Genomic DNA, 11,877 nt, shown 5'->3' with positions numbered 1-11,877 from the left:
GGCGGAGGGCGTCACTATGCTGGGCCGTGTGCCGGAGCTGAGCGTGGGCGCGCCGACCCGGGCGCGGGACGGGAACCAGACCCTGGCCCGCGGGCTGCGGGTGCTGCTCGCGATCGCCGATGCCCGGGCGGGAATGACCGTCGCGCAGGTCAGCGAGCTGCTCGACGTGCACCGGTCGATCGCCTACCGGCTGTTGCAGACCCTGGTCGACTTCGACCTGGTCGCGCGCGGCGGCGAGGGCACCTACCTGCCCGGCGCCCGGCTCGCCACCCTGGCCGAGGCCTTCCTGCCCGCGCTGCGCGACGTCACGACGCCGGTCATGCGGTCACTCGCCGACCGCCTCCAGTCGACGATCATGCTGTTCGTCGCCCAGGGCGGGGACGCGGTCGCGATCGCGATGGCCGAGCCCACGACGGCATCCCACCATCTGGCGTTCCGGCTGGGCATGCGCACCTCGCTGAGCCGGGGCGCGGCCGGGTACGCGCTGCTCGCCGCGCAGCCGTCCATCCCGGGCGAGCCCGAGCCGGTCGCCCAGGCCCGTGCGCGGGGCTGGGCCCGCAGCCATGAGGAGATCGAGGCCGGCCAGTTCGCGGTCGCCGCGTGGATCCCGATCGCCGGGACCGCGACGCGGGCCTGCCTGAACCTGATCACCTATCGCGAGGACGTCGCGGACGCCGCGGGCCAGGAGATCCGGCGCGCGGCGGACCAGGTCGGACGGATGCTGCGCCGCCAGCCCTAGCGGGCATCCCCCGCGTCCGCTGGTGACACCAGGTGTTCGGGCCGCGGGTTTCGTCGGTGTCCGTGCGGGGCGTCGCCGGGCTGGGGAGAGGGCGCGAGATCGTCAACGGGGCGCGGTGGGCGGCGATCCGCCTGCGTCGGGAGTAGCCCTCGCTGCTCGCGTCGCGGCTGGTGTTGCCTTTGCCGGGGTGGCCCAGTAATCTTCGGCCGGTGCACTATGAGAACATTAATGTGCATTATCTGCACGATTCTCGTCCGTACGAGTCTTGATCTGCACGAGTTTCGCCCGGTGAGGGGACGCGATGCAGCAGACATATGACGTTCTGGTCCTCGGTTCCGGCGCGGCCGGCCTGACCGCCGCCCTGTCCGCGGCGGTCGAGGGCGCTCGGGTCGTCGTCCTGGAGAAGGCCGACCTGCTCGGCGGCACGACCGCGCTGTCCGGCGGCACGGTCTGGATCCCGGGCAACCAGCCGGCGCGCGCGGCGGGGATCGCCGACTCGTGCGAGAGCGGCCTGCGGTACCTGCTCAGCCTGTCCCACGGCCTGATCCTGCCCGAGCTCGCCGAGGCGTTGGTCCAGCGCGGCCCGCGGTACATCGACTTCATCCACGAGCACACCGAGTTGCGGTTCCAGCTGGTCGAGGGCTATCCCGACTATCATCCCGAACGCCCCGGCGGACTGCCGCGCGGCGGGCGATCGATCGAGGTCGGCCTGATGGATCTGGCTGATCTCGGGCCGTGGGCTGATCGCATCGCCGGCGTCCCGAGCCACCTGTTGATCCGGGAGACCCCGCTCGGCGGCGGAACCGGCGTGCTCCCGGCGCCGCTGTTGGCCGAGCGGTCCCGGGCGGGCGCCGAGGGCCTCGGCCGCGGACTGGTGGCGGGCCTGCTCGCCGCGTGCCTACGGCGCGGCGTGGAGATCCGCACCAGCACTCCCGGCCGGCGGCTGCTGACCGACGACGGCGCGGTCGTCGGCGTCGAGATCGGTACGGATGCTGGCGCTGGAACGGTGTCCGCCGGGTCGGCGTCGACCGGCACGCCCGTCGCCGACGTGGTGCTGGCCCGGTCGGTCGTGCTGGCCACCGGTGGCTTCGAGTACGACCCGGTGCTCGTCCGGGACTTCCTGCGCGGTCCGGTGACCCGTCCGCTCGGCGCGCCGACGAACACCGGCGACGGTCTGCGGATGGCGATGCGCGTCGGTGCGCGGCTCGGCAACATGCGGGAGGCCTGGTGGGCGCCGGCGGTGAGTGTCCCCGGAGTACGCCGGGACGGCGGGGCCAACGGACTGCTCGCTTCCCGTGACCGCGCTCTGCCCGGGTCGATCATGGTGAACGGCCACGGGCGACGGTTCGCCAACGAGGCCGCCAACTACAACGCGTTCGGTGGCGCGTTCCATCAGCTGGACGCGGCGCGGTTCGAGTATCCGAACCTGCCCGCCTACCTGGTCTTCGACCAGTCGGTGGTGGACCGTTTCGGGGTCCTCGGCGGCGGCCCCGGGGCCCCGGTACCCGCGTGGGTGGCCCGCGCGGACTCCCTCGGCGCGCTGGCGGCGGCGCTCGGCCTGCCCGCCGGCCAGGTCGAGGCGACCGCGGCCGCCTTCAACGCCCACGCCCGCGCCGGCACCGACCCGGACTTCGGTCGCGGCGAGAGCGCCTTCGACCGGTTCCCCGGCGGTCGCACCCTGGACCCCGACACGCCGTCCTCGACGCTGGGGCCGGTCGAGACCGCACCCTTCTACGGCGTGCGCGTCGAGTCCTCGCTGCTCGGCACGAAGGGCGGCCCGCGCACCGATCCCGACGGCCGGGTCCTCGACGTCGACGGCGATGCGATCCCCGGGTTGTACGCGGCCGGCAACGTGATGGCCAGTCCCACCGGCATGGTGTACGGCGGAGCCGGCGCGACCCTCGCGGTCGCCGGGATCTGGGGGATGAGCGCCGGGCGCGCCGCCGTGCATGACCCGAAATCCGCAACATCCCAGGAGAGACGATGACGCAGACCGCGGAAGCACAGACGGCAGCGGCACGGACGGCGCAGCCGCCGGCCGGCAACCCGCGGACCGCGGACGATACCGGCGATCGACCCTCCGCGCAGGACCAGCCCGGGCCCGGGCCCACCGCCGCACAGGCGGCTCGGATCGCCGCCGGCTGGGTCGCCCAGCTCGCGACGGCCGTGTGGGACGGGTCGGTGAACGCCCTGGCGGAGCTGTTCTGCGCGGAGGCGACCTGGCGTGACTTCATGGCGTTCCCCTGGGACTTCCACCACGCCGTCGGCCAGGAGGAGACCGTCGCCCGGTTCCTGGAGCTGGCGGGAACCTGGCAGGCTGGCGACTTCGCGGTCAACGCGGAACAGCCGCCCGTCGTCACCGACGGCGCCATCAACGCCTTCTTCGACTTCACCACCCGGGACCGCCAGGACCGCGGATACGTGCTGCTGGTCGACGACGGCGGCACCTGGCGGGCCTCGATCATGCAGACGCAGGTCATCGGGCTGACCGAGCATCCGGAGCGGATCCGGCACCGCCGCCCGGAGGGCAAGGTCTACGGCGTCGTGCCGGGACGCACCCGCTGGACGCATGACCGGGCCCGGGAGGCGTCCTTCGCCGAGGACGACCCCGCGGTGGTCGTCCTCGGCGCCGGGCACAACGGTCTGGCCCTCGCGGCCCGGCTCGGCGCGCTCGACGTCCCGACTCTGGTCATCGACAAGGAGCAACGGGTCGGCGACACCTGGCGTCGGCGGTACGCGTCGCTGGCGCTGCACAGCACCGTCTTCGGCGACCACCTGCCGTACCTGCCGCTGCCGCCGAACTGGCCCGCGCACACGCCGAAGGACAAGTTCGCCGACTGGCTGGAGTCCTACGCGACGCTGATGGACATCAACGTCTGGACGTCCACGACGTTTATCTCCGGCCGCTACGACCCTGACGCGCAGGTCTGGACCATCCAGGTCCGCCGGGGTGACGGGTCGATCCGGGAGCTGCACCCACGGCACTTCGTCGTCGCCGGCGGCATGTTCGGCGCCCCGAAGATCCCCGACATTCCGGGCCTGTCGAGCTTCGAGGGCATCTGGGCGCACTCCGACGAGTTCCAGAACGGCGCCGACTTCGCCGGCCGGCGCGCCCTGGTGATCGGCGCCGGGGTCAGCGGGCACGAACTCGCCCACGACCTGTACGAGCACGGCGCGGATGTCACCCTGCTGCAGCGCAGCGCCACGTATGTCGTGACGTACGAGTCCTACCACCGCTTCTGGTCGACGCTGTTCACCGAGTACATGCCCTACACCCCCGACTTCGCCGACCAGATGACCTACGCCCTGCCCAACGAGCGGGTGGACGAGCTGAACAAGAAGCTCGTGAAACTCGCGGCCGAGGCGGACCGGCCGCTGCTCGACAAGCTCGAGTCACGTGGCTTCAAACTCGAGTGGGGACCCGACGGCACCGGCATCATCGGCGCCCACATGTCCGGCCGCGACGCCTACCAGATCAACATCGGCGCGTCCGAGCTGATCGCCGACGGGCTGGTGCGGCTGAAGCAGGGGGTCGAGGTCGCCGAGATCCGCGGCCGGACCGTCGTGTTCACCGACGGCTCGACGCTGGACGACGTCGACCTGATCGTCTTCGCCACCGGCTACCACCAGTTCTGGGGGCATCTGCAACCGGTACTCGGCACGGCCGCGGAGAAGATCGACAAGGCCTACGGCCGCGCCGCCGACGGCGAGTACGCGAACACCTGGCGCCGCTCCGCGCAGCCCGGCCTCTGGTTCGGCACCGGCTTCATCCGGATGGCCCGCTTCTACACGCGGTTCACGGCCCTGCTGATCAAGGCGATCGAGGAGGGCATCGAGCCCGTCGACCCCGAGCGGGAAGTCGCGACCACACGGTGACCGGCAGTCGGGGAACCACCTCCGCCCACCCGGTCACCCCCCGCCCTGCCGCGCCCACGCCGGTGCCCGCGGCAGCACGTCCGCCGGACGGCGCCCCGCCCCCAGCCATCGACGTGCGAGCGCGGGTGGAGCCCGGTACGGTGGCGGCCCTCGACCGGCTTGCGCGCTGGGACCTGACCTCGGTCGCGACGATCCGCGCCTCCTACGCCGCGGTGGCCGCCCCGCCGGCGCCGCCCACCCCCGGCGTGATGCGAACCGACGCCACGATCGCCGGCGTCGATGGCCGTCCCGACGTCCGGGTGCGCTGGTACCGACCCGACCTGAGGTCCGGAGCCGATCCGGGGCTCGCCGAGGCCGGCGCGGACACGAGGCTGGGGGCGGTGGCGCTGCCATGCCTGCTGTGGCTGCATGGCGGGGCGTATGTGATGGGCACCCTGGACGAGAACGACGACCGGCTCGAACGTATGGTCCTGGAGCTGGGCTGCGCGATCGTCTCGGTCGACTGGCGACTCGCCCCCGAGCATCCCTACCCGCAGGGCCTGGACGACGCCGCGACGGTCTGGGCCCGGCTCGTCGAGGATCCGGCGGCGCACGGCGTGGACCCGGATCGCCTCGTCGTCGGCGGCGCGAGTGCGGGCGCCGGCCTGGCCGCCGCGCTCTGCCTGCGCCTGCGCGCGGCCGGCAGTCCCCAGCCGGCGCTTCAGCTGCTCATCTACCCGATGCTGGACGACCGAGAGCTGACCGCGTCGATCCGCGCGAGCGAGGCGCCGGGGCACTGGGGCCTGTGGCACCTGCGCGCCAACCGGCTCTGCTGGGGCGCCTACCTGTCCGACCTGCTCCCGGCCGTCCCGGCTGGGAATGATTCGGTCTCGACCGTCCCGACCGGGGACCCACCCTTGGCCGTCCCGGCCGATGGCGATCGCGCCCCGGCCGATCCGGCGCCGAAGAAGCCGACCCCGGACGACGCGGAGGGGACGGACGAGCCCGGCGGGTGGGACATTCCGGCATGCGCGGCTCCGGCCCGCGCGACCGACCTTGCCGGACTCGCGCCGGCCTACCTCTGCATCGGCGATGTGGACGCGTTTCTCGACGAGAACCTCGACTACGCGGCGCGGCTGGCCCGGGCCGGCACGCCGGTGGAGCTACATGTGTATCCCGGAGTCATCCACGGAGGGTTCGGCACGATCCCGCGTACGCCGCGCACGGCGCAGCTGTTGCGCGATGTCTATGCCGCGCTCGCCACTGCCTTCGGCTCCTCCGGTCCGTCCGCGGGCGATCCGCGCCGCGTGCTCGAGCCAGTCGAACGAGCCGCCCCTTAGACTCGCCCGCGCCAACCGAGAGAGCGTCTCCGGCCACGCGCCGGGAGGCGACTCCGCTGGCCAGCGCCAGGTCGGAGGGCCCCACCACGCGATGGGAGTCACGTTCCGTAACGGATGTCTCCGGGTCGGCTGGGCTCAGGATCCAAGCAGGTCGTTGTGGGCGTGTTCGTGTCCATTTTGCGCCCTACAACGACCTACGTGGCGGGATCCTGCGGAGTTTGGCCGGCTGGCGGCTACCCGGCGTTGTCGAGCTGGCTGTAGTAGCGGACCCGCGGCGGCGGCTTGAGCTGCAGGCCCTTCGGCGGGGACATGGTGCCGGCGGCGTTGGCGGCGGCGAGCGTCGCCTTCGCGACCTCGACGTCCCCGTCGATCTCGTAGATGACGAGGAAGGTGTCGCCGTCGCCCGCCGCGAGCCGGCGGGCCGAGACGAAGCCGTCCAACGTGAGGATCTCGGGGATGTGGGTGTTGTCGTACCAGTCGTGGTAGGCCGCCGCCTCCTCGGGCGAGGCGGGGCCGGACTCGACTACCAGCACGCCGGACATGCGTGCTCCCTTCGGATGCGATGGTCTCGGGTGACTGCTGTTGATGGTGGCGGGTCAGCGGTTCAGATGCACCCGACCGTCCTTCATGACGAAACGGACGTCCTGGGTGACGGTGATGTCCCTGGTCGGGTCGCCAGGGACGGCGATGATGTCGGCGAGGTAGCCCGCGCGCAGCCGGCCGAGCTCGTCGTCGAGTTCGACCAGCTCGGCACTGGTGACGGTGGCGGCCCGCAGCGCCTGCGCCGGGGTCATGCCCCGAGCCACCAGCGCGGCGAGTTCCTTGGCGTTGTCGCCGTGTGGAACGGCCGGGGCGTCGGTGCCGCAGGCGATCCGCACGCCGGCGGCGATGGCCTTCGGCAGCATGGCCCGGGCCTGGGGGAAGACGGCGGCGGCCTTCTTCTGGAGCTCGGGGGCGGCGCGGGCGATGTCCATCGCGTCGGTGAGGTAGGTGGTGGAGACCAGGAAGGTGCCGTGTTCGGCCATGAGGGCCAGGGTTTCGTCACTGGCGAGAAAGCCGTGCTCGACGCAGTCGATGCCGGCCCGAATGCAGGCGCGCACCGCCCGGTCGCCGATGGCGTGCGCGGCGACCCGGATGCCGGCGCGGTGGGCCTCGTCGGCGATGGCGGCGAGTTCGTCGTCGGAGTACTGCTGGGCGCCGGGGCCGGTGCTGTGCGACATGACCCCGCCGGACGCCGACACCTTGATCACCTTGGCGCCGTGGCGGAGCTGGTAGCGCACGCAGTGCCGCACCTCGTCGACGCCGTTGGCCTGGCCCTCGCCGATGCTCAGCGGCATGATCCCAGGAGCGAGTCGCTGGAACACGGTCGGGTCGAGATGCCCGCCGTAGGGGGTGACGGCGTGTCCGGCGGGAATGATGCGCGGCCCCTCGACCCAGCCGGAGTCGATCGAGCGCTGCAGAGCGACGTCGAGCAGGTAGCCGCCCGTCTTCACCATGAGGCCGAGGTTGCGCACGGTGGTGAAACCGGCGAGTAGGGTCCGGCGAGCGTTGACGGTCGCCCGCAGGGTGCGGTAGGGCGGGTCGTCCTGGACGCCGTGCATCGGCAGCGGCAGGCCGGTAGGCGTCTCCGGGCCGCCGATGAGCAGGTTGAGCTCCATGTCCATCAGCCCGGGCAACAGCGTCACGTCGCCCAGGTCGATCTCGGTGGCGCCGGCGGGGATGGTGGTGTGGCCGGGCGTGGTGCGGTCGGGAGCGTCGGGGCCGAGCGAGGTGATCCGGTTGCCCTCGACCACGATGACCGCGGGGGAGCGGATCTCGGCCCCGGCGGGCGCGTCGAGGTCGAGCCAGCGGGCGGCGCGCAGGACGGTCAGCGCGCTCACGGCACCGGTTCCACAAAACAGTCGAAGCTGGTGGCGCCCGAGTCCGGTACCCGCGGCTGGCGCCACAGTTCCACGGGAAACGAAGCCTGGATCATAGAATAGAGCAGATACAGCAGGTTTGTCGCCTCGTCGGGCAGCGAGTCGAGGGATAACGCGTCCAGGTAGTCCATCGCGGCCTCGGCGCGCGGGGTGACCGCGTCGTAGAAGGTCTGCATCTCCTCGGTGGTGCTGGCCAGCCGGGCGTGGTAACGCTCGTGTTCGGTCGGCAGGCACCACTGCGCGGCGAACGGCTCGAGGTCGGCGAACTCGGCCGGCAGCAACGCTTTCATCGGCGGACTCCCTCGCGGACCTCATGGGCGTCGATCCAGTCGCGTACCTCGGTGTGCAGCGCGCGGCAGAGGATTTCCTGGTCGTTGAGCAGGAATCGGTCGACGTAGCGGGTCTCGAGCATCATCTGGGTGGCCTCGAGGGTGTTCGCGTCCTGTAGGGCGAACTCCTTGAACGTCACCGCCGACATCTCCTGCGCGACCCGTTCCCGGGCGTTCTTCGCCGGCAGAAAGTAGACGTTGCCCTCGAAGACATGGGTGTTGTACGAGGTCGGCCAGTAGTGGTAGGTGAGATACCAGCCCTGGCTCCAGATGAGAATTACGAAGTTCGGGAACAGCTGGAACGAGTCGAGCCCCCAGGGATCGCACTTCGCCGGGTTGACCCCCTTGGGTAGCTCGCCCAGGTCGGCGGGCTCCCACGGGCCGAACAGCCCACCCTGGGTCAGCCGCTCCATCGGCTTGGTCATGTCCGGGCCCATCTCCCAGAACCGGACGCCCGACGTGCTCACCAGCCGATGCGGCCGCTCGATCTGATAATGCGGCGCCTCGAAGCCCGCCTGCCGGGCGGCATTCGAGTACTTCTCCGGCGACTGGTTCCCGTGCAGGACCGGCGCGTGGTAAAACTCCGCGAACGCGTCCATGAACAGCTTCCAGTTCGCCCCGACCGTCGTCGTGTACCCGAAGCGGGACGTCATCCGCTCGAACGGATAGCCCTCCAGGTCGGTGACCATCGGCCCGAGGAACTCGCGCAGGCTCTGCGTGGGCTCTTGGGCGAAGTTCACGAAGATGAATCCCGCCCACACCTCGCAGTGCACCGGAGCCAGGCCCCACTGGCTCTTGTCGACGTCGAAGAACTCGCCTTCCTGCTGGATGTAGGTGAGCGAGCCGTCGAGGCCGTAGCGCCAGCCGTGGTACTTGCACGCGAACTGCCGGCAGATGCCCTGGCTCTCGTTCTTCGGGTCGTCGGTCCAGACGAGCTTGTTGCCGCGGTGCCGGCACATGTTGTGAAACGCCCGTACGCGCCGTTCCCTGTCCCGGACCACGATGATGGACGCGTGGGCGGCCCGGACGTCCTTGGTGAAGTAGCTGCCGATCCGGGGCAGCTGCTCGACCCGCCCGACATTCAGCCACGCCCGCTTGAAGACCGCCTCCTTCTCCCGCTCGAAATACTCGGGCGTGATCGAGTCGTCGTAGGACACCGGGCCGGTGCCGAGGTTCGGATACCGCTCCGTCCAGCTACCTTCCGGCGGCTTCGGGAAACGTGGCATGGCTCTCCTCCTTCTGCGCCAGCGGGGACGTGGGCGTCCGCGCGGACGTGGGCGTCGGCGGCGAGGGGCGCGACGGCTGCGAGTCGATGCCGGGCCCGGGCTGCGCCGCGGGCCCGGGCTGCAGCCCGACGCTGTTGAGCACCGCCGCCAGACACACGTAGCTGCCTACGACGAAGGTCAGTTCCAGCAGTTGGCGGTCATCGAAGTGCCGGGCGAGCCGCTCCCAGGTCGGGTCGTCGATGACGTGGCCGGCGACAAGCTGGTCGGCCGCGCGCAGTAGGTCGCGGTCACGCTCCGACCACGGATGCGCCTCGCCGGTGTCGGCCACGGCGGCGATCCGCTCGGGTGTGAGCCCCGCGGCCTGGGCCATCCCGGCGTGCTGGGTCCACAGGTAGGCGCAGCTCGTGCGGTGACCGACCCGCAGGATCAACAGCTCGCGGTCGTGGGCGTCGAGGACGCCCTGCTCGAGCAGGGTCGAGGAGAAGGCCAGCCAGGCGGCACCGACCGTGGAGTGCCGCGCGAACAGGCCAAGAATCGCCGGCATGGGCGGCGCGTCCGGCTCACCCGACAGGTAGCGGTCGGCCCGGGCCAGGTTGCCGCGCAGCAGCTCCCGGTCCCGTGCCGACCACTGCGACACCGCGAGGGGCCCGATCCGTGGCCTCGCGGCGCGGGTCACAGCACCGACCCGCCGTTGACCCCGAGCACCTGCCCAGTGATGAAACCGGCTTCCTCGGAGGCGAGGAAGGCCACCGCGGCGGCCAGGTCGTCCGGGACGCCGAGACGGCCCAGCGGGATCGTCGCCGCTATCACCTCGTTGGCCGGCAGGTTGCCCGCCGCCTGGTCCCGGTGCTGCATCGGGGTCTCGATCCCCGACGGTGGGATGCAGTTGGCGGTGATGCCATGGGCGGCGTAGGCCCGGGCCAGGGACTTGGTCAGCACCATCACCCCACCCTTGGCGGCGGCGTAGTGGGCGTTGCGCGGCGAACCCCGCTGGGCACTGGACGACGAGATGGTCACGATCCGGCCCCACCGCGCGGCGACCATGTCCGGCACCGCCGCCTGGCAGCAGTGGAACGTGCCGGTGAGGTTCACGTCGAGGACCCGGTTCCACTGGTCGAGGGTGATCCGCTCGAAGTCCTCGAAGTCGACGAGACCGGCGCTGGTCACGAGGATCTCGGTCGGGCCCAGCGCCGTGCGGATCTCGGCGAAGGCGGCGTCGATCGCCGGGCGGTCCGTCACGTCCAGGGCGAGGGCGAGGGCGTCGACCCCGTCGGCCCGCAGCTCCTTGGCCACCCGCAGCGCCGCGTCACCGTCGAGGTCGAGCACCGCGATGCGGTGACCGCGCTCGGCCAGGTGGTGACAGCTGGCCTCCCCGATGCCCGACGCCCCGCCGGTGACCACGGCCACGCGGGACTGCTGCGGCCTTCCTCGCGGCATCGTTTCCGCCTTCCTCGTGAGCCGGTATGGCCTGGTGGGCCGGTATGGACCGGTGTCCGCCGATCCGGCCTGGCTCGCCGGTCCGACGTGCGCCGCCCGCGCGGCGGATCCGGCGTCTGGCACGCGTCGGGCCGTCTGGTGGACGGGCGTCCGCCGGCCGGGGCTGGTCCGGGCGGGCCCACCGGGCCGCGTCGTCGGCTACGCACCCGGGTTCGAGTGCGACCGGCCCGGACCCGGGTGTTCTACGAGCGACCAAGGATAGTTCTTCATATGACTAACATGGAGTGTGGCCGAGGGCAAGGACTGCGGGAGCACGGGCAGGGGCGACACTTGGACGAGCGGGCGTACGGGGACGGCGGGCGAAACGGGAGGTCGACATGACACGGGTACGGCGCGGTGCCGCCGACGACTCGGCCACCCGCACGGCGCTGCTCGACGCCACCGAGGCCCTGATGCTCGAGGACGGCTACGCCGCCGTCACCACCCGCCGGATCGCGGCCCGGGCGGGCGTCAACAACGGGCTGGTCTACTACTACTTCGGCTCGGTGGACAGCCTGTTCATCGAGCTGTTCCGCCGAGGTGCCGAACGCAGCCTCGCCCGGCTGCGCGTGGCGCTGCGGTCTCCGCAGCCGCTGTGGGCGCTGTGGGAGTTCGCCCAGGACTCCTCGAACAACGCGCGCACGATGGAGTTCACGGCACTGGCCAACCACCGCAAGGCGATCCGGGTCGAGATCGCCTCCTACGCGCGGACGTTCCGCGCGCTGCAGCTCGAGCTGCTCGCGGGCGTGCTCGAGGGCTACGGCGTCGACCTGGGCCGCTGGCCGGCGTCGTCCCTGCTGCTGGCCATGGCCGCGATCTCCCGCTTCCTGCACCTGGAGGAGGCGTTCGACGTCGAGCAGGGCCACCGCGAGCTGATCGACGTCGTCGAGCGCGAGATCCGCGCGATCGAGGGGGAGCGTCGGGCGGCCGGCGAGCAGGCCATGGGCGCCATCACGGTCGCCGGCACCGGCCACCCGGCGCGCTGACGTCCGC

The 11,877-nt window shown here is 71.7% G+C and carries 11 protein-coding genes; 5 read left to right on the top strand and 6 right to left on the bottom strand.

Going from position 1 to position 11,877, the window contains the following annotated elements; all coding sequences use genetic code 11:
• The first annotated feature begins 16 nt into the window (after positions 1–16).
• The 4 genes from MXD95_RS12660 to MXD95_RS12645 all read left to right on the top strand — a co-directional run bounded on the left by MXD95_RS12660 (position 17) and on the right by MXD95_RS12645 (position 5,934).
• Positions 17–739, top strand: a complete 723-nt coding sequence (locus MXD95_RS12660; protein ID WP_250640788.1) for an IclR family transcriptional regulator — start codon at positions 17–19, stop codon at positions 737–739.
• A gap of 301 nt (positions 740–1,040) precedes the next feature.
• Positions 1,041–2,726: an FAD-dependent oxidoreductase gene (locus MXD95_RS12655; protein ID WP_250640787.1), complete on the top strand. Its 1,686-nt coding sequence runs from the start codon at positions 1,041–1,043 to the stop codon at positions 2,724–2,726.
• The gene (locus MXD95_RS12650; RefSeq protein ID WP_250640786.1) at positions 2,723–4,615 is read left to right on the top strand and encodes a flavin-containing monooxygenase; all 1,893 of its coding nucleotides are present in this window, start codon (positions 2,723–2,725) and stop codon (positions 4,613–4,615) included. Before MXD95_RS12655 ends, MXD95_RS12650 begins: the two co-directional genes overlap by 4 nt.
• Positions 4,616–4,677: 62 nt before the next feature.
• Complete coding sequence (locus MXD95_RS12645) at positions 4,678–5,934, top strand: alpha/beta hydrolase fold domain-containing protein (protein ID WP_250640820.1); 1,257 nt, start codon at positions 4,678–4,680, stop codon at positions 5,932–5,934.
• 233 nt (positions 5,935–6,167) lie between these two features.
• On the opposite strand, the gene MXD95_RS12640 is transcribed toward MXD95_RS12645, so the two are convergent.
• From MXD95_RS12640 to MXD95_RS12615, 6 genes are read right to left on the bottom strand one after another with little or no spacing between them, the layout of a single operon-like run.
• On the bottom strand, positions 6,168–6,476 hold the full coding sequence (locus MXD95_RS12640) for a DUF4286 family protein (protein ID WP_250640785.1): 309 nt from the start codon (positions 6,474–6,476) through the stop codon (positions 6,168–6,170).
• Positions 6,477–6,530: 54 nt separating this feature from the next.
• Positions 6,531–7,814, bottom strand: coding sequence for a metal-dependent hydrolase family protein (locus MXD95_RS12635; protein ID WP_250640784.1), 1,284 nt, complete (start codon positions 7,812–7,814; stop codon positions 6,531–6,533).
• Entirely contained in the window at positions 7,811–8,143 is a 333-nt protein-coding gene (locus MXD95_RS12630; RefSeq protein ID WP_250640783.1) for a hypothetical protein, read from the bottom strand. Before MXD95_RS12630 ends, MXD95_RS12635 begins: the two co-directional genes overlap by 4 nt.
• The gene (locus tag MXD95_RS12625) at positions 8,140–9,408 is read right to left on the bottom strand and encodes an aromatic ring-hydroxylating oxygenase subunit alpha (protein WP_250640782.1); all 1,269 of its coding nucleotides are present in this window, start codon (positions 9,406–9,408) and stop codon (positions 8,140–8,142) included. Before MXD95_RS12625 ends, MXD95_RS12630 begins: the two co-directional genes overlap by 4 nt.
• Positions 9,377–10,084, bottom strand: coding sequence for a carboxymuconolactone decarboxylase family protein (locus MXD95_RS12620; RefSeq protein WP_250640781.1), 708 nt, complete (start codon positions 10,082–10,084; stop codon positions 9,377–9,379). The genes MXD95_RS12625 and MXD95_RS12620 overlap by 32 nt, the downstream gene beginning before the upstream one ends.
• Positions 10,081–10,845 carry an SDR family NAD(P)-dependent oxidoreductase gene (locus MXD95_RS12615; protein WP_250640780.1) on the bottom strand — a complete coding sequence of 255 codons (765 nt, stop codon included), beginning with the start codon at positions 10,843–10,845 and terminating at the stop codon, positions 10,081–10,083. The genes MXD95_RS12620 and MXD95_RS12615 overlap by 4 nt, the downstream gene beginning before the upstream one ends.
• Positions 10,846–11,222: 377 nt before the next feature.
• On the opposite strand from MXD95_RS12615, the gene MXD95_RS12610 reads away from it, so the two are divergent.
• Positions 11,223–11,870, top strand: coding sequence for a TetR/AcrR family transcriptional regulator (locus tag MXD95_RS12610; protein WP_250640779.1), 648 nt, complete (start codon positions 11,223–11,225; stop codon positions 11,868–11,870).
• Positions 11,871–11,877: the final 7 nt, after the last annotated feature.

Origin of the sequence: Frankia sp. AiPa1, from assembly GCF_023243075.1 — a bacterium.
Taxonomy (GTDB): Bacteria; Actinomycetota; Actinomycetes; order Frankiales; family Frankiaceae; genus Frankia.
Note: the sequence above shows the minus strand (reverse complement) of the source record. Positions and strands in the feature narration are given on the sequence as shown.